Origin of the sequence: Breoghania corrubedonensis, assembly GCF_003053845.1 — a bacterium.
GTDB classification, from domain to species: Bacteria; Pseudomonadota; Alphaproteobacteria; order Rhizobiales; family Stappiaceae; genus Breoghania; species Breoghania corrubedonensis.
Genome location: NZ_QAYG01000007.1, coordinates 87,370 through 104,298 on the forward strand (window position 1 = coordinate 87,370; position 16,929 = coordinate 104,298).

13 protein-coding genes are annotated in these 16,929 nt (G+C 65.2%); 4 read left to right on the forward strand and 9 right to left on the reverse strand.

The genetic code is table 11. The annotated features are described in order from the left end of the window. Nucleotides 1-439 precede the first annotated feature (439 nt). Nucleotides 440-1,435 carry an enoyl-CoA hydratase/isomerase family protein gene (locus tag C8N35_RS16960; protein ID WP_107991019.1) on the reverse strand — a complete coding sequence of 332 codons (996 nt, stop codon included), beginning with the start codon at nt 1,433-1,435 and terminating at the stop codon, nt 440-442. A gap of 851 nt (nt 1,436-2,286) precedes the next feature. On the opposite strand from C8N35_RS16960, the gene C8N35_RS16965 reads away from it, so the two are divergent. Continuing rightward, complete coding sequence (locus C8N35_RS16965) at nt 2,287-3,180, forward strand: SphA family protein (RefSeq protein ID WP_107990905.1); 894 nt, start codon at nt 2,287-2,289, stop codon at nt 3,178-3,180. A gap of 433 nt (nt 3,181-3,613) precedes the next feature. Here the strand turns inward: C8N35_RS16965 and C8N35_RS16970 are convergent, their stop codons facing one another. From C8N35_RS16970 to C8N35_RS16985, 4 genes are read right to left on the reverse strand one after another with little or no spacing between them, the layout of a single operon-like run. Further along, nucleotides 3,614-4,258: a 3-oxoacid CoA-transferase subunit B gene (locus C8N35_RS16970; RefSeq protein WP_107990906.1), complete on the reverse strand. Its 645-nt coding sequence runs from the start codon at nt 4,256-4,258 to the stop codon at nt 3,614-3,616. Nucleotides 4,259-4,268: 10 nt separating this feature from the next. After that, nucleotides 4,269-4,919 (reverse strand): CoA transferase subunit A, encoded by a 651-nt coding sequence (locus C8N35_RS16975; protein WP_107990907.1) that lies wholly within the window; start codon nt 4,917-4,919, stop codon nt 4,269-4,271. A gap of 2 nt (nt 4,920-4,921) precedes the next feature. After that, entirely contained in the window at nt 4,922-6,088 is a 1,167-nt protein-coding gene (locus C8N35_RS16980) for a thiolase family protein (protein WP_107990908.1), read from the reverse strand. 39 nt (nt 6,089-6,127) lie between these two features. Next, nucleotides 6,128-6,973, reverse strand: coding sequence for a beta-keto acid cleavage family enzyme (locus C8N35_RS16985; protein WP_107990909.1), 846 nt, complete (start codon nt 6,971-6,973; stop codon nt 6,128-6,130). A gap of 56 nt (nt 6,974-7,029) precedes the next feature. On the opposite strand from C8N35_RS16985, the gene C8N35_RS23710 reads away from it, so the two are divergent. Next, nucleotides 7,030-7,284, forward strand: a complete 255-nt coding sequence (locus tag C8N35_RS23710; RefSeq protein ID WP_146177424.1) for a hypothetical protein — start codon at nt 7,030-7,032, stop codon at nt 7,282-7,284. A gap of 595 nt (nt 7,285-7,879) precedes the next feature. Here C8N35_RS23710 and C8N35_RS16990 read toward each other — a convergent pair. Further along, on the reverse strand, nt 7,880-8,782 hold the full coding sequence (locus C8N35_RS16990; RefSeq protein WP_170122142.1) for an alpha/beta hydrolase: 903 nt from the start codon (nt 8,780-8,782) through the stop codon (nt 7,880-7,882). Nucleotides 8,783-8,950: 168 nt separating this feature from the next. Here C8N35_RS16990 and C8N35_RS16995 point away from each other — a divergent pair, with 168 nt between their 5' ends. Together C8N35_RS16995 and C8N35_RS17000 are read left to right on the forward strand one after the other, a co-directional pair. Further along, on the forward strand, nt 8,951-10,045 hold the full coding sequence (locus C8N35_RS16995; protein WP_107990911.1) for a FecCD family ABC transporter permease: 1,095 nt from the start codon (nt 8,951-8,953) through the stop codon (nt 10,043-10,045). After that, a complete protein-coding gene (locus C8N35_RS17000; protein ID WP_107990912.1) occupies nt 10,042-10,824 on the forward strand; it encodes an ABC transporter ATP-binding protein in 783 nt (260 codons plus the stop codon). Before C8N35_RS16995 ends, C8N35_RS17000 begins: the two co-directional genes overlap by 4 nt. A gap of 244 nt (nt 10,825-11,068) precedes the next feature. Here C8N35_RS17000 and C8N35_RS17005 read toward each other — a convergent pair whose 3' ends face one another. The 3 genes from C8N35_RS17005 to C8N35_RS17015 all read right to left on the reverse strand — a co-directional run bounded on the left by C8N35_RS17005 (nt 11,069) and on the right by C8N35_RS17015 (nt 16,927). Next, on the reverse strand, nt 11,069-11,848 hold the full coding sequence (locus C8N35_RS17005) for a 2,3-dihydro-2,3-dihydroxybenzoate dehydrogenase (RefSeq protein ID WP_107990913.1): 780 nt from the start codon (nt 11,846-11,848) through the stop codon (nt 11,069-11,071). Next, nucleotides 11,841-15,761, reverse strand: a complete 3,921-nt coding sequence (locus C8N35_RS17010) for a non-ribosomal peptide synthetase (RefSeq protein WP_107990914.1) — start codon at nt 15,759-15,761, stop codon at nt 11,841-11,843. The genes C8N35_RS17005 and C8N35_RS17010 overlap by 8 nt, the downstream gene beginning before the upstream one ends. Nucleotides 15,762-16,033: 272 nt before the next feature. Next, nucleotides 16,034-16,927: an isochorismatase family protein gene (locus C8N35_RS17015; protein WP_107990915.1), complete on the reverse strand. Its 894-nt coding sequence runs from the start codon at nt 16,925-16,927 to the stop codon at nt 16,034-16,036. Nucleotides 16,928-16,929 lie beyond the last annotated feature (2 nt).

Sequence of the window (16,929 nt, forward strand, 5' to 3'; positions counted from 1 at the left end):
TCCCGCGGGCCGATCGGTCCGATCCGACAAAGACCGCTTTTCGGCCGGACCTCGTGTCCGGCCGAATGCGTTTGCAGAGGCGGAGCGCTTCGAATGGGACGATGCACCGCTCGCGGGCGGATGCCCGTTGCGGCCGCCTGCCTTCGTGAGACCGCTGTCGCCGCAGCCCGGACCGCACCGCGGCGCATTTCTGCCGTGTCGTATCGATCCTTTCCTCGCCTCACCTACCGTCGCCCGGCCGCAGTCCGATGGCGGCGAGGCAGGACGGTCGGCGCTCATGGCGCGAGGGATATGCCCGGGCGGAGAGGCTGCAGGGCGGGGGCGTCCTTGCGCGCGACATGGAGGTCAAAGCAAGAAAAAGGCCGGCACGCCTTTGATGCGTGCCGGCCCATCTGTTTGCATGAAAGGATGGAGAGGCGCGTCCTCTCCGTGCCTGTCGTTACTTGATCTCGTCTTCCTCCTGACCGCCGCCTACGCGCGGACGGACGATCTTGCCCTTCTTTTCGGCGGCCTTGACGAGTTCGGCCTCTTCCTTGGCCCAGTCCCAGTAGCCGATCTCATGCGGGGAATGCTCGGTAGCGGTGACGAACATCTCCGTGGAGAAGGCATTGCGCAGCTCGTTGGCGATGTCTTCCTTCCAGGGCTTGCGGATCTGCTGGGTGGTGATGCGGCGCGTGACGCGGGTGCCGAGGCTCATGATGAGTTCGGCGATCTCGTGCGCACGCGTGTAGCAGGCTTCGGTGTCCGTGCAGATCTCGTTGACCATGCCGAGCTGTAGCGCCTTGCGGGCGGTGATGATCTCGCCGGTGAGCTCCGCATAGGCATAGCGCTTGCGGCCCATCAGCTCGCGCCAGGCGATCTGGACGCCGTCGCCGGGGACCATGTTGACGCGGTAGTGCATCTCGGTCGTCCAGGCGTCCTCGGTGCACAGCGTGATGTCGGAGAACAGCACCAGATCGGAGTGGAAGGCGCCGCCGTTCCATACGCCGATGGTCGGAACCTCGATGTCGAAGACCTGGCCTTCGATGTCGTTGGTGCCGTCATAGTACTGGTACTCGTACATCTTCCAGGCTTCTTGCGGGGCCGAGGCGAACTCCGTGGAAGGCAGCCACTCGCCGTTCTTGCCGACGCGGCCGATGCCCTTGAAGAGATCGGGGCCGGTGCCGCCGAGGATGATGACCTCGTTGTCCGGATCCCGGCCGGCCCAATCGAAGAAATAGTGCAGGCCCTGGTGAAGCGGCGCGCCCCACTGGATCGGGCCGCCATTGGTGTGCATGCGGGCTTCCAGGATGCCGTTCGTGCGCTTCATCTGGAAGCAATGCTTCAGGCGCTCGGAATATTCCTCGAAAGGCATGTGCGGAATGGTGCCCAGTTCTTCGTGGGACATTTCCTTCCGCTTGCCGGCGTCGGATTCGAAATTGGCTTTGATCGCCATATTGTACTCCTTTTCAAGCACACCCCGCGAGAGCACCTCGTCGACATGCGCCATCCGCAATTGGCTTCTCTATTCTTGCGATAAGCGATCGTCTTTGCGATAAATATACTTTCGCGTACTGATGCTTATTCGAATAAATAGTTATCACTGTCGATATGTATAAGAGAAATTCTGTTTATATATTTCGATTATGCCATTCGCGCATAAGCTGTAGGGCGAAGTCGGCCAGGTCACGAGTGGCGCTTCATGCGCCTGCCGGGCATTGCCCACGGCGAGGCGAATGCCCGGGCGACTGTCGTCGCGAAACATCGGGGCGCGGTTCGCGCAACGGCTTCGGATCAAGTCCCTGGTTATGTTTCCGAAGCATTAGCAAAATACTGAAATAGTATTAGCCATAATATGTTCCATCGATACGATGTTTTTGCGAGGTGTATCTGAAGGAAATCCATTTCCCGAAGCACGATATATTCTCAAATGGATGATTATATTCGCGATTTGACGAGATTCCGCAGGGAGTCCCGGCCTGATGAATATTGCTCATCTTTCGGGGGGAGAAGGGAGAAAAGCATAACTATTCGACGCGGAAGCGGAGATTTATTTCGGTCGAAAGCGCGCGAATACACCGGAGAACTGCGATGGATACATGCATGTACACGGGCGCGCTCTTTCGTTCGCAAGTTTTTTTCGCAGTAACCCGAGCCAGGGAGGCGCGCGAGAGAACCGATCGCAACGAGAAAGTCCGTGGACCGAGACCCCGTCCATCGGGACATCTCCGGGATTTCGGCGCGTTCGCAGTCCCGAAATTCAAATCTTCATGGGTAACCAACCTCCAGTAGAGAGTGCAAGTAAACATGCAAAATCTCAAGGTGTTCGGCGTGTATGCGTGCCTGGCGGCGGGCGCTGCGCTGCTTCCGATGTCCTCGGCGAATGCTGCGGAACGATTGACCCCGATGCAGCCTGGCGGTTCGACGGGCAATGCGGCGGGTGCATTGCCGCCTGACGGGCTCTATTTCTCCGTCGACACGTTCGTAAACAACGGCTCGCTCAGGGGCGACGACGGCAAGCGGGTGAAACCTGCCGGGCGGTCGATCAACACGATGAATATCGGCGTGACGCCGACCTTGTTGTGGGTTCCCGGCTGGGAGGTCCTCGGCGCGCGCTACGGCATGGCGATCACCCAGCCGTATCAGCATACCGAGACCACGGGCTCCGAAATCACCGACGCGCTGTTCAACCTGATCCTGACGCCGGCCATCCTGTCCTGGGATCTCGGAAACGGTCTCTTCGTCGGGACGGGCATGAACATCTACATGAAGACCGGTGACTTCGACCGCTACGCCAACGAATTCTGGACCTTCGAACCGAACCTGGCCGTCAGCTACCTCGCCAACGGCTGGAACCTCACGCTGAACAACACCTTCGACTTCAACACCAAGAACGAGTCGAACGATTATCAGACTGGCAGCTTCTACTATCTGGACGCGACGGCGACCAAGCGGTTCGGCCGTTGGCAGGTCGGCGCCGTCGCCAACTACACGCAGCAGCTGGAAGAGGACGAGCAGTACGGTGTGAAGCTGGACGATACGCAGGTCATGCACGTCATGGCCGGGCCGTATCTCAGCTACGACTTCGACAAATTCACCGTGTCGGCCCGCTATCTCCAGAACATCCGCACGGAGAATGATATGGGCGTCTCCTTCTTCCATATCGGCGTGGGCGTTCCGCTCTACCGACCAGGCAAGTAACCGCTTTCGGCGCAATACGATATCGGAATACGGCAACCAAAGGTGCGGGCCGCTGCCTTCGAAAGGAGGCAGCGGCCCGCATTTCTGTTTGGGGCCAGGCATATTGCCTGCGCCGCCCGCCGGATGGTAGCCGCCTGCCGCGACAATGACGTCGCCATCCGGCTCCTGAGGAGAATGCTGCCGTCGGACGGCTTGGGCCTTGAGGGTCCGCCCGGTCAAACCGGCGGTCACGACCTTCATTTGGCGCACAAGATAAATCGCCGCCGACCCCGGTTTGAACCGGGATCGGCGGCGACTGCCACGAGGGCAAGGCCAACGGAAGGGGGACCTTTGCGCTGAACCTGTACCCTCTTGGCGCGCGCCCTCAGGCAAGGCGCGATATCTGCGGGGAGGGGCATCCGGCGTCGCCGCCAGAAAGCCTCACCCGATCATGTCACTCGGCCATGACGGCCAGATCGCCGGCCACAACGAGCGTCGGTTCGACCTGCTTCTGGATATCCTCCGGCGCCAGTCCCTCAAGAATCTCGCGCAGCAGCAGGCCTTCGGGAACCACGTCGATCACACACTGGTCCGTCACGATATGGCTGACGCAGGCCTTGCCGGTCAGCGGGAAGGTGCATTCGTTGAGGATCTTCGGCTCGCCGGTCTTGGTCACCAGATCCATGGTGACGATGACCTGACGCGCGCCGTTGACTAGATCCATCGCGCCGCCCATGCCGACGGTTTTGCCCGGCCGGGCCCAGTTGGCGAGATCGCCCTTAACGGAAACCTGCAGCCCGCCGAGCACGGTTGCCGCCAGACGTCCGGAGCGCACGATGGCAAACGACTCAGCGCTGTCGAAGACACTGGAGCCGGGCACCGGCACGAAACGCATGGCGTTGGCATTCGAAAAACTCTCGACGTTCTGCAACCCCGTGGAGGCGGGGCCGACGCCGATGAGGCCGTTTTCGGTGTGCAGCATGACGCCTTTGGGCGCATAGTTGCCGCAAAGGCTCGGAATGCCGATGCCGAGGTTGATAATGTCGCCGGGCTTGAAGTATTCCGCGACGCGCTTGGCCATCCTGTTACGCTTGTCCATCTGACTTCCCCTACCTGGCCAGGATCATGTCGACAAAGACGCCCGGAGTGACGATATGGTCGAGACCGACCTCGTCGAGTTCGACCATCATGTCGGCCTCCACGATCGTCAGATCCGAGCACTTGGCGACGAGCGGATTGAAGTTGCGGCTCGTGCCGCGATAGGTGAGGTTTCCCAGCGGATCGGCGGTTCGCGCCCGCACAAGCGCGATCTCCGCGCGCAACGCCGGTTCCAGCAGGTATGTCTCGCCGGCGACCTCGATAATCTGCTTGCCTTCCGCCGCTATCGTGCCGAGGCCGGTCTTGGTCAGCACGCCGCCAAGGCCCGAGCCGCCGCACCGCAGGCGCTCGGCGAAGCTGCCCTGCGGGATCAGGGTGACGTCGATCTTCCCGGCCTCCTTCAGCGGCACCGTCTCGGTGTTCATTCCGATATGCGAGCAGAACACCTTGTCGATGCGGCCCTCGTGTACGAGGCGGCCGATCGTCAGGTTGGCGTCGCCGGTGTCGTTGGAGACCAGCGTCAGGTGGCGAGCGCCGCTGTCGATGACGCATTCGATGAGTTCGTTCGGCGTGCCATGATTGGCGAAGCCGCCGATCGCGATCGTCTGGCCGTCCTTGAACAGCGCCACGATCTCTTCACGTGCGCGGAGTTTTCCCAGCATGTTCAATCCCTCGTAAGAAGCACGGCCACGCCCTGGCCGCCGCCGACACAGAAGGTGATGACGGCCTTTTCCAGATCGCAGCGGTGCATTTCGTAGACTGTCTTGGCGGTCAGGATGGCGCCGGTGCCGGCCAGCGGATGGCCGAGCGCGATGGCGCCGCCGTTCGGGTTGACCTTGTCGATCGGAAGCCCGAGATCGCGGATGCAGGCGAGCGACTGCGAGGCGAAGGCCTCGTTGAGCTCCCACAGGTCGATGTCGGCGACGGTGAGCTTCTCGCGCGCCAGTAGCTTGCCGACGGCCGCGATCGGTCCGACGCCCATGATGTTGGGATCGACGCCGGCCGCGGCATAGCTGCGGAACACGGCCAGGATCGGCAGCCCTTCCGCCTCCGCCGCCTTGCGTTCCATGATGACCATGGCGCCGCCGCCGTCGCTCATCGGCGAGGAATTGCCCGCCGTGACGATGCCGTCGGCGATGAAGCAGGGCTTCAGAGCGGCCAACGTGTCCGCCGTGCAGTCGGCGCGCACCGGCTCGTCGCGCCTGATCATCGTGCTGCCCTTGCGGCCTTTGACCTCGATCGGCACGATCTGTTCGTCGAAGAGGCCGGCATCCCACGCCTTCGTGGCGCGGGCATGGGACTGCGCCGAGAACTCATCGAGCTGACGGCGGGTGAAGCCGTATTTCTTCGCGACGTTTTCCGCCGTGATGCCCATGGTCACATGGCCGACGCGGTCGGGCGCGGTGTGGATGTCGACGAATTGCGGCGGCGCGACGGAGTAGGGCACCTCGCACTTTTCCAGCGAATAGGTGCGGCGCGAGTCGCTTTCCACGCCGCCGGCGACGATGACGTCGGCAAAGCCCGCCATGATCTGGATGGCGCCGTAGGCAAGGGCGTTCAGAGAGGCCGCGCACTGACGGTCGAGCGTGATGCCCGGCACCGTCACCGGCAGGTCTGCCTCGAGCGCCACCATGCGGCCCATGTTGTTGATTTCGTTGTTCATCAGGTTGGCGTAGATGACGTCGTCGATCCGGGCAGGATCGATTTTCGCGCGGGCGACCGCCTCCCTGACCGCGGCGGCGCCGAGGATATGGGCCGGCACCGGGGCGAACTGGCCGCGGCAGCGGCCGACCGGGGTGCGGACGGTGGATACGATGACGGCTTCTCTCATCGAGAAAACTCCAGCAGGTCTCAGGTAAGGAACGGACGATCAGCGCGCGAGCGGCTTGATGCCCAGGATTTCGCGTGCCTGCGCCGGGCTGGCCGGCTCCTTGCCGAAGAGCCGGATTGCGTCGGCGGCCCGTTCAACCAGCTGCAGGTTGGTGGCCTTCACGCCCTTGGAGAAATAGACGTTGTCCTCCAGGCCGACGCGAATGTTGCCGCCGAGCGCGAGCGCGGCGTACATGATCGGCAGGTGGTCCTTGCCGATGCCGAAGGCCGACCAGGTCGAGCCGGCCGGCAGCTTCGACTTGAGGTAGAGCAGGTTCTCCACGGTGGCCGGCATGCCGCCGAGCACGCCCAGGCAGAACTGGTAGTGGCCGGGAATCGAGAGCTTGCCTTCTTTCATGAAGTAGCCGGCGACGCCGAGCATGCCGGAATCGAAGATCTCGATCTCCGGCTTGATGCCGCGGTTCATCAGTACCTGGCCGAGCTCGCCGAGGAACTTCGGGGAGTTGGTAAAGACGCCGCCCGGCATCCAGTTGAAGGAGCCCGCGTCATAGGAGGCCATCTCGATCCCGTCGAGCGTCGCGACATGTTCCATGCGCTGCGCGTCGGTGGCGCGGTTGTCGCCGGATGTGGTGCAGTTGATGACCACGTCGCAGTCCTCGTGAGCGCGGATCAGGCGGATCGTTTCCTTGAACTTCGCCGGGTCCATCGTGCCGATGCCGTTGTCGTCGCGCATGTGCAGGTGGACGACAGCAGCCCCCGCCTGCCAACAGGCGTAGGCGTCGCTGGCGATTTCTTCCGGTGTCAGGGGAATGTTCTCGTTGATGTCCTTGGGGGTCATGGCGCCGGTCAGGGCGGCGGAGATGATGACCTTGTTTTCGACAGTCATGGCTTCCTCAGTCTTGATTTCCCGGCGGGCATGATCTCCCGGGGGCTTGATTGCTCGTGGGCCTGGCTCCAAAGGGGCGGTATCGGCCCGATCCGTTCGGCGTCGCGGGGGGGGCGGCGCAGGGGCGGCCGGTGGTCGGCGGCTGCTCGCGCGCCGCCGATCCTTCGAACAAGCGGTCCTCGCAGTTGCTCATCGCCGGTGGTGCTCCTGGTGGCCCATGGCTTTCCCGGCTCCAGTCCCGCTGGAGCGAGGTGCGTGCCGATCGGTGGTCGCGGCATGTGGGCGTCGCGACCGAACGGGCCATCCGGTGAGACTGCGCGCGGTTCCGGGTTCCGTCGTGCAGCGGTGCAAGCAGCGCTCCAGAAACGGTCTCCTTTTCTCGACAACCCATCCGGCCTTCCCTGCTCGACTTCATTGCCCACAAGATTTTCACTCTTGAGACAAGTAAAATCTGCTCGTCGTCGGACGTTTTTCGTTATTTTCTTTATATTGTAATTATGCAGTCAGAAGACTATGTGTACTATGTATGATATAGATGTAATATATTTACGGTAATTCTTTTTGGGTAAATGAACATGCTCGCCAAGCATAACCGGTCGCGTTGCGAACCGTCGATCCGCAGGATGGATCATGTTCAACGGCTTGGCCGTCGGACTGAAATTCAGATGCTCGGCCAGAAACTCGAACTCTCGCGGAACAGTCTCAATTCCGTGCGGCCGCTCTCCTCATTTGAGTGAATGCAGAGCATATGGCGCAAGGACACATATCCTCCGGGGAGCGCGAGGTATCGCGGCCGGAAAGGGCCATGGCGCTTTGCCGTTTCTCTCGGATCCCGCCGGCGTGCGCGCCGCCGGCACGGTGATGTCGCCCCGGTGTGAGCGTACTGGCGCCAGGTCCGAGGGGCGGTCACTCCGCCTTGACCGGCTTCAGCGCGAAGCGGAACGCCTTGCTGATGGCCGGCGCCAGAACGGTCGCGTGATCTTCGCCGTCGAATATGGTCAGCGCCACATCAGCGTTCGGATATGTATCGCCGATGACCGGGGCCAGCTCGCTCGGGTTATTGCACATCCGGCGTCGCCGCTTGCGGGTCTTGAAGATCTCGCGGTCGGGGTGGGTGAGGTGCCAGGGGGCGATGTCCTCTTCGAGCCGGCCGGCGAGCACGATGACCCGGAGCCCCGCCTCGGGCAGGGTGGCGGCCGGAGCGGCCTTGCGCGCGGCGTACTTCTCAAGAAGCCGATCCTTGTTCCACCACAGCGAGGGGCTGACCGCGATCCAGCCGTGGAAAAGGTCCGGGCGCTCGGCCAGAAGCTCCAGCGCGAAGCCACCGCCGAGTGAATGGCCGAACAGGATCTGCCGCGTCGTATTGATGGCCCGCATCCGCGCGATCAGCGGCTTCAGGTCGGCCTCGATGAAGGCGAGAAAGGCCTCCGCTCCTCCAAAAGGCGCGTCGGGTCGGACGTCGGGATCGATCGACGGCCCGGACGTGAAATCCAGCATCCGCCGGTTAGGCTCGAAATCGGACGTGCCGGGATAGCCGATGCCGACAATCACCGCCGGGTCGATATTGGTGTAGCTCACCCGCTGGTTCACCCGCCGCATCGTCTCCGACAGCAAGGCGAAATCGGCGTTCGCGTCGAGCAGATAGATGACCGGATAGCCGCCCCGCGGTGCCGGGGCCGCCGGCGTGGAGAGGAAGATGCGGTAAGGCGCGCCGGTGGCGCTCGCCTCGATGTCGAAGGTTTCCGCGCCCGCCACCAGAACGGGGCTCGTTTCCGGCAGGGTCCGGGCTTCGGCGTCGACGGCTTTCATGATCTGTCCGTATCCTTCAAATCCTGATGATGTCCCTGCGGCGCGACGCACCATATCGACCTATCCGATATCACGCCATAAAACTTGACTGTAAATCTCATCTATTGCATCACCGAGGCGACCGGGTGGACCAGTCTTCCCGCCACACGTTTTCGCGAAGGATGCGAGATGACGAGCCGCGTGCCGTCCGCCGGGAGCGGGCAATCGGAAGAGGCAGCAGGCGAGGCGCGCGCGTGGATCTCCGGCTATGACGCGCGCATCCGCCGTCGCCTCGTCATCCTCGTCCTTCTGTCGCTCGCCCTTTGCGCCTCCTTCGTTCTGGACCTCATCACCGGTCCCTCGAGCATGGGTGTGCCGCACGCCCTGAAAGGGCTTTTCGGCCTGGGCGAGCTTTCGCTGCCGCAACGCATCATCATCTTCGACGTTCGCGTACCGGCGGCGATCGTCGCCATTCTCGTGGGCGCGGCGCTGTCGCTGGCGGGCGCGGAAATGCAGACGGTTCTGAACAATCCGCTGGCGAGCCCGTTCACGCTCGGGGTCTCGTCGGCCGCCTCGCTGGGGGCGGCGCTGGCGCTGGTGCTCGGGATCGGCATTCCCGGCGTGCCGCCCGACTGGATCGTCTCCGGCAACGCCTTTCTGTTCGCCTTCGCCTCCGTTTTGCTGCTGCAGGGCATGGCGCGGGCGCGCGGTGCGGGCGTGGAGACGCTCGTCCTCGTCGGCATCGCCATGGTCTTTACGTTCAACGCGCTGGTGGCGCTGGTGCAGTTCGTCGCCAGCCAGGACGCGCTGCAGCAGCTCGTCTTCTGGACCATGGGAAGCCTCGGCCGGGCGAGCTGGAACAAGCTGGCGATCCTGGCGTTCCTGCTCATCATCCTGCTGCCGTTGTCGTTGAAGGATGCGTGGAAGCTGACCGCGCTGAGGCTTGGCGAGGACCGGGCGCGCAGCTTCGGCATCAATGTCGCGCGCCTGCGTTTCGTCTCGCTGGTGCGCGTCAGCCTGCTGGCCGGTACGTCGGTGGCCTTCGTCGGAACGATCGGCTTCATCGGGCTTGTCGGTCCCCATATCGCGCGGCTCATGGTGGGCGAGGATCATCGCTTCTTCCTGCCGACCTCCGTTCTCACCGGCGCGCTCCTGATGTCGCTCGCTTCCGCGCTCTCCAAGGTGCTGGCCACCGGTGTCGTCCTTCCCGTCGGCATCATGACGGCGCTCATCGGCGTGCCGTTCTTCATCTTTCTCATCTTCACGAGCCGCGAGCGGACATGAGTTCCTCCCTCCTGACGATCCGCGACCTTTGCGCCGGCTACGGTCGTCGCCGCATCATCGAGACCTTGAGCGTGCCTGCCATCGAGGGAGGCTCTGTCACGGCACTGCTCGGCCCGAATGCGGCGGGCAAGACCACGCTGCTTCGCGCCCTGGCCGGGCTGCTGCCGATGACGGGCGGGCTCGATCTCTGCGGGGAAGACCTGACGGCGCTCTCGGTTGCCGAGCGCGCCTCGCGCGTGACCTACATGCCGCAAAGCCTGCCGCAGCGCGTGGCGCTCACGGTGTTCGAGGCGGTGCTGGCCGCATTGCGGGCATCGCCGCTTGCCGGGATGTCACCCGAGGGCGCGCGCAACGAGGCGATGCGGGCGCTCGAACGCCTCGGCATCGCCGATCTCGCACTTTCATCGCTCGACGAACTGTCCGGCGGCCAGCGCCAGCTCGCGAGCCTCGCCCAGGCGATCGTGCGTTCGCCGCGGGTGCTGCTGCTCGACGAGCCGACGAGCGCGCTCGATCTCAACCACCAGCACAAGGTCATGGCGCTGGTGGAGGAGGTCGCGCGCGAACGCGGCATCGTCGCCATCATCGTGCTGCACGACATCGCGCTCGCCTGCCGCTGGTGCAAACGGGTGATGGTGTTCTCGAAAGGCGCCGTGGTCGCCGACGGCACACCGGAAAAGGCGGTCACGCCCGAGGTTCTGGCCGCTGTCTACGGTGTTTCGGCACGTGTGGAGCGCTGTTCGCGCGGGTTCCTGCAGGTGAGCGTCGACGGGCCGGCGTAAGGGGTGTGGCAGCGGTTTGCTGTGAGTTCACAGCTTGCTCCCCTCTCCCCCCTTGCGGGGGAGATGTCACGCGAATGCGTGACAGAGGGGGGTAACGCCGCTTGCTCCGAACCTGTCGCTTCACCCCCCTCTGTCGGCTGCTGCCGACATCTCCCCCTCAAGGGGGAGAGGGGAGCAAGCGGTGAGTTCACGGCTTTGCATTGACCTTCTGGCCGCCGCGTCCTGACAGGCGGGTACATTCCCCTCACGCCCTGAGCGTCGCCCCACCGTCCACATAGAGATCCGCCATGGTGATATGGCCGGCGCGCGCCGACAGCAGGAACACCACGGCTTCCGCGATATCCTCCGGCGTCGCGATCTTTCGAAGCGGAATGCCCGTCTTGAAGACCTGCGGCTGGCCCGCGATCACGGCCTCCGAGCCGCTCCCGTCGGCCCACATGCCGGTCTGCATCGGGGTGAGCGTGGAGCCGGGCGCGACCACGTTGCAGCGGATGCCGAATTCGGCCAATTCCAGCCCCAGGCAGCGGGTGAACATGGTGGCCGCCGCCTTGGAGGCCGCATAGGCCGCCATGGAGTGGCGCGGGATGCCGGCCGCGTTGGAACTCACCGTCACGATATCGCCCTTGCGGCGCGGGCTCATCACCCGGGCAAGCGCGCGCGACACATGGAAAACACCGCCCGTATTGACCGCAAAAACCCGCTGCCAGTCCGCATCGTCGGTTTCCATGATGGGCGTTGTGGAGAGAACGCCGGCGATGTTGGCGCCGATGGAGAGGGGCCCGATGTCGCTTTCAATGCGTGCGACCAGCGCATCGACGGCGGCGCTGTCGGTAACGTCCAGATCGACATTGGTGATCCGCGCCCCGTTGCAGTCGATCGCGAAATCCACCGCCGGGGCGGCCTCGATATCGGCGGCGACGACACGCACACCTTCCTCCGCCAGAAGCCGAACCACGGCCGCACCGATGCCGCCGCGCGCGCCCGTCACCAGTGCCACACGCCCCTTCAATCCGCTGTCACGCATGCTGCGCCTCCGTTTCCGCGCGTTCGGCGCGCTCAAGCCGGCTCTTCAGCTCCGGCGCGATGATCGCGGTCGCCTCCGCGCCGGTCAGGTATCCGTGCAGAGACGGCACGTCGATGATTTCGATCCCGTCCGCATAAGGTGCCCAGCTTGCCGGCGTCAGTCCGCTCGTCCCGTGGTCGAGGGCCGCGCGGAAATGGGTGAGATGTCCGGAGAACCGGTCGTGATGATGGCCGCGCACCAGTCGGTTGTTGGTTGCCACCACCCGCATCACGCCGTCGAGCGCCTCGTCCGGGAGTTGCCCGAGCGGGCTTTCGCTTTCCTTGAGGAATGTCATTACCGTCGGCCGTGTCAGGGCGAGGCCGTCCGCCACCAGTTGGTCGGGATCGTGGCCGGCAATCGCCAGCAGCGCCTTCAGTTCCGCGCCGGGGCCCGGGTCGGGTTCGTCGCGCCAGCAATCGCACGGATAGGCATCGAGAAGCGCGACGACGCCGAGCCGCGCGCCGCGTCGTTGCAGGCTTGCCGCCACCGCCTGCGCGAGGATGCCGCCGACCGACCAGCCTGCGATGTGGATCGGCCCGGCGGGCGCGTGTCCGAGGATCTGGTCGCCATAGTCCTCTGCCATCGCGGCAAGGCTCTTGGGCGCCGGGCAATCGGGCGAGAGCGCGCGGGCCTGAAGCGCCAGAACGGGCCTGCCGAGCGTGCGGGCGAGCCCGCCATAGCACCACGAGATACCGCCGGCCGGATGGATGACGAAGACGGGCAACCCGTCGCCTTCGGTGAGCCGGATCAGCGGTTCGAGCCCGCTCACCCGTTCGTCCGCCGCCTCGATCACGGCGGAAAGCCGCTCCACGCTCGCATTGGCGAAAAGCGCGCCGAGCCCCGGATCGCGGCCGAATTCCTCGCGGATGCGGCGCATCAGCTCCACCGCCAGCAGCGAGTGCCCGCCGAGCGCGAAGAAGTCGCCGTCGGCGGCGGGCGGCGTTTTCAGTTTCAGGATTTCGGCGAAGAGGCTTGCTACGCGGATTTCCGTCTCCGTCGCGGCCGCACGGCCCTGGGTTGCCGCGATATCGGGGGCGGGCAGGGCGGCACGGTCGAGCTTGCCGTTTGTCGTCACCGGCAGGGCATCGAGCGCGACGAAGGCCGCGGGCACCATGTAGTCGGGAACAAGTGCCGCGACATGGGCGGCGAGCCGTTCCTCGTCATAGCCTTCGCCCGGCACGACATAGGCGAGGATGCGCGGGCCGAGGCCGTCCCGGTCTGTTGCGATGACGCCCGCCTGGCGCACGAGGCCGGAGCCCGTCACCGCCGCTTCGATCTCGTCGAGTTCGATGCGCAGGCCGCGGATCTTCACCTGATGATCGATGCGGCCGAGAAACATGACCGCGCCGTCGTGCCGCCGCCGCGCCACGTCGCCGGTCCTGTAGAGCCGGTCGCCTGATCGATGCGGATCGTCGATAAAGCGCTCCGCCGTCAGGTCCGGCCTTCCGAGATAGCCGCGCGCAAGCTGGCGTCCGGCGAGGTAAAGATCGCCGACGACGCCCGGCGGCACGGGCCGCATGCGGGCATCGAGCACATGCAGCGCGGTATTCCAGACCGGCCAGCCGATCGGCACCGGGCGCGATGCGTCGTCGCGTGAGGCCGGCCAGTAGCTCACATCGACGGCGGCCTCCGTTGGCCCGTAGAGATTGTGCAGCTCGCCCGCGATCGTCTTGTGGAACCGGTCGCGCAGGTCCGCCGTCAGTTCCTCGCCCGAACAGAAGACACGGGCGATGTCGAGCCCCTTCGCGGACGGCTCGGCGAGGAACGCGCCCAGCATGGAGGGCACGAAATGGCAGGTGGTGATCCGCTCCGTGCGCAGAATTTGAGCGAGTGCAAGCGGGTCCTTGTGCGCGTCCGGCGGGGCGACGACCAGCGTGGCGCCCGACAGGAACGCCAGGAAGAACTCCCAGACCGAGACGTCGAAGGTCATCGGCGTCTTCTGCAGGATGCGGTCGGCGGGGGAAAAGCCGTAATGCGTCCGCATCCATTCCAGCCGGTTGACGATGGCGCGGTGTTCCACCACCACGCCCTTCGGCTCGCCGGTCGAGCCCGACGTGTAGATCACGTAAGCCGGATTGTTGGGCGTCAGATCGGCGCCGCCCGCCGGTACCGTATCCGCCTCTCGCGGCCAGTCATCGGGCGCAAGGATCGCGGCCGTTGCGGGCAGCGCCGCATCGGGCAGTGCCAGCGTCGCCACCGGCCCGGCGGAGTCGAAGATGCGCCTGAGTCGTTCCGCCGGATGGGTCGTGTCGACGGGCATGTAGGCGGCACCGGCGCGCAGGATCGCGATCAGTCCGACGATCAGCTCGACGGAACGCGGCAGCGCCACGGCGACGATCTTCTCCGGTCCCGCGCCGAGCGCGCCAAGCTTTGCGGCAAGGGCCGCGGAGCGCGCATCAAGTTCGCCGTAGCTCACCGTTTCGCCGGCAAAGGAAATGGCAACCGCCTCCGGCGTTGCGGCGAGACGCCGCTCGATGAGCGTCGTGAGCGTCGTCTCCTCGATCGGATGGGCTGTGGTGTTGAGGCGCTCGAGCCAGCGGGCTTCCGCCGTGCTTGCCGTCGCCACGTCGGCGAGCCTTTCCGCATCCGCCGCCCGTATCAGGAAATCCTCAAGGCGCGGGGCATGTGCGGCGATGTCCGCCTCGTCGTAGAGCGCCGGGTTGGCCTCGATCTCCAGCCGCATGCGCCCGGTCGCCGGATCACCGCGCAGCGAGATTGTCAGGTCCTCCACCGGCCCGGTGCCGAGGATGACGAGTTCCGACGAAAGCCCCGCGAACTGCGGCGCCTCGTCGAAGGGCAGGATGTTGACGAGCGGACCGGTGAGGCGCCGGCCGGTGCCGACGAGCCGCAGGTCGCGGGCGATCTGTTCGCCGCGATAGCGCCCGTGCCGCCGCCCTTTCATCATGCGCTTGGCCGCCTCGTTCAGGACATCGGCAAGCGGCGCGTCCTCGTCCACGCGCAAGCGCAGCGGCAGCACGTTCATCACCATGGAGGCGGCGCGCGCGGCTTTCGTGCCGAAGCGTCCCATGTGAGGAACGCCCAGCACCACCTCGTCCGCCGCGATGTGGCGCGCGCAATAGGCGCCGATGAGCGCGGTCGCGGCATCGGGCCACGGCAGTTGCGCACGTTTCGACAGCCGCATCAGGGCATCGGGCAGCGCGCCATCGAGATCGCGCGACAGACGGTGGATGCGCGGCGAGGCGGCGGCATTGGTGCCCGCGAGGCTCGCCGCCTCCGCCCCTGTCATTTCATCCGCCCAATAGGCGCGGTCCTTTGCGTATTTCTCGCTGGCGCGATAGTCGTCGTCCTCCTGCAGCACGGCGGACAGGGGGCTCAGCGGCGCGCCTGGCTCCCGGCCGCTGACACGGGCGCCATAGAGATCGGCGACCCGGTCGCATAGTGTCATCGTGCCGACGCCGTCGATGGCGAGGTGGTGGATGCGCTGGTACCAGAAATGACGTTCCGGCCCGACCTTCGCGAGCACCTGCCGGGCAAGCGGATCGCGGGTCGGGTCCAGCGGGCGGGCCATGTCGGCCCGGGCAAGCGCGAGGGCTGCGGCCTCCGGGGCGGGCTCGCCCGTCATGTCGAGGCGTTCGAGGACGGGCAGGCGGCTCGGGTCTATCTCCAGCGTGTCGTCGCCCCCGTCGTCGGGCCGGATGCGGATCGCCAGTGTTTCGGCCTCACGCTGCGCCTGCGTTATCGCCTGCGCGAAGACGGTCCTGTCCAGCGGACCGTCGAGGATGACTAGATGTCCGGTGTTGAAGGTCGGATTTGCCGCGTCGATGCGCTGGGCAAACCACATGCCCCGTTGCGCCTCGGTGAGCGGAAAGCGCGCGGGCCCTTCGGCGCGCGCCGCCGATGCTGTCGCCGTCATGGTTTCGGGCCTCTCCCTCGTGAGCCTCGATCAGGCATGCGTTGCTCTCCCGTCTGCTGGCCGCTCTGGGTTCCGTGCCTGTCCCGCTTGCGCCCCTCTCCCCCCTTGAGGGGGAGATGTCACCCTATGGGTGACAGAGGGGGGTAGGCCGCGTGTTATGAACCTGCCGCCACCCTCCTCTGTCGGCAAAGCCGACATCTCCCCCTCAAGGGGGGAGAGGGGCGCAAGCGGTGCGGATACAGGACAATCGGCTCCGACAGGGAATGCCTGCCTCAGGCCGCCATCTTCCGCAGGCGCCGCTCCACCACGGCCCACCAGCGGGAAAGCGTCGGGTCCTGTGCGAATTCCGAAAAGTCGAGATCGAGCCCCAGGTCGCGCCAGCCGGTCACCAGCGTCATTGCCCGCATGGAATCGAGACCGAGGTCGACAAGGTTGTCGTCGTCCCCGATCTCGCCGGGGTCCTCGTGGATCGTCGCGGCGATGTCGGCGCGCATCCGCTCCCGCGTCAGCACGTCACTGAGAGCAGGGGCAGCGCCCAGCGCCTGCAGTATCGCATCCGTCGTCATCGCCACGCCGCAGCGCCCCGCGACCCAGCGCACCGCCATGTCGTGTTCGGCGCGGGAGAAATCCGCCATCGCGTCGGCGACCACGAAGGTCTCGAAATCGCGCTGAAAGGCTTCGGATGCGGTCATCAGGCAGCCGATATGGGCGTATATGCCGGTCACGATCAGCTGGTCGCGGCCGCGCACCCGCATCAGCGGTTCGAGGTTCGAGCGCTGGAAGGCGGAATAACGGTGCTTCACCAGCACCCGTTCGCCCGCCTTGGGGGCAAGTTCAGCGACGATTGCCGTCTCGCCGGGATCATTCGACATGCCCGGGCCCCACAGATCGGCCTGAAGGCCCCGGTCGCGGCGGTCCTGGTCGCCGGTCTGGGCGGTGTAGAAAACCGGGATTTCCAGCGCGCGGGCCTGCTCGATCAACCGCGCCATGTTGGCAATGGCGGGTGCGATCGGCGCCATGGTGCGGTCGAAGGCGCGCACGAAGTAGGTCTGCATGTCGTGGACCAGCAGCACGGCGCGGCCTGCCTCAATTTTCCATGGGCCACGGGGCTCGGGAATGTCGCCCGCCACGGGCAGCTGGTAAGGGGCGATCCGGGGAAGTCCCATCG

Bases quoted from the DNA above. Each gene is read 5' to 3' on its own strand.
- C8N35_RS16985 (WP_107990909.1), bottom strand. From the start codon at position 6,973: ATGACTGTCGAAAACAAGGTCATCATCTCCGCCGCCCTGACCGGCGCC.
- C8N35_RS17000 (WP_107990912.1), top strand. From the start codon at position 10,042: ATGAGTTCCTCCCTCCTGACGATCCGCGACCTTTGCGCCGGCTACGGT.
- C8N35_RS16975 (WP_107990907.1), bottom strand. From the start codon at position 4,919: ATGCTGGGAAAACTCCGCGCACGTGAAGAGATCGTGGCGCTGTTCAAG.
- C8N35_RS16960 (WP_107991019.1), bottom strand. From the start codon at position 1,435: ATGGCGATCAAAGCCAATTTCGAATCCGACGCCGGCAAGCGGAAGGAA.
- C8N35_RS17015 (WP_107990915.1), bottom strand. From the start codon at position 16,927: ATGGGACTTCCCCGGATCGCCCCTTACCAGCTGCCCGTGGCGGGCGAC.
- C8N35_RS17005 (WP_107990913.1), bottom strand. From the start codon at position 11,848: ATGCGTGACAGCGGATTGAAGGGGCGTGTGGCACTGGTGACGGGCGCG.
- C8N35_RS16970 (WP_107990906.1), bottom strand. From the start codon at position 4,258: ATGGACAAGCGTAACAGGATGGCCAAGCGCGTCGCGGAATACTTCAAG.
- C8N35_RS16980 (WP_107990908.1), bottom strand. From the start codon at position 6,088: ATGAGAGAAGCCGTCATCGTATCCACCGTCCGCACCCCGGTCGGCCGC.
- C8N35_RS16965 (WP_107990905.1), top strand. From the start codon at position 2,287: ATGCAAAATCTCAAGGTGTTCGGCGTGTATGCGTGCCTGGCGGCGGGC.
- C8N35_RS16990 (WP_170122142.1), bottom strand. From the start codon at position 8,782: ATGAAAGCCGTCGACGCCGAAGCCCGGACCCTGCCGGAAACGAGCCCC.
- C8N35_RS16995 (WP_107990911.1), top strand. From the start codon at position 8,951: ATGACGAGCCGCGTGCCGTCCGCCGGGAGCGGGCAATCGGAAGAGGCA.
- C8N35_RS17010 (WP_107990914.1), bottom strand. From the start codon at position 15,761: ATGACGGCGACAGCATCGGCGGCGCGCGCCGAAGGGCCCGCGCGCTTT.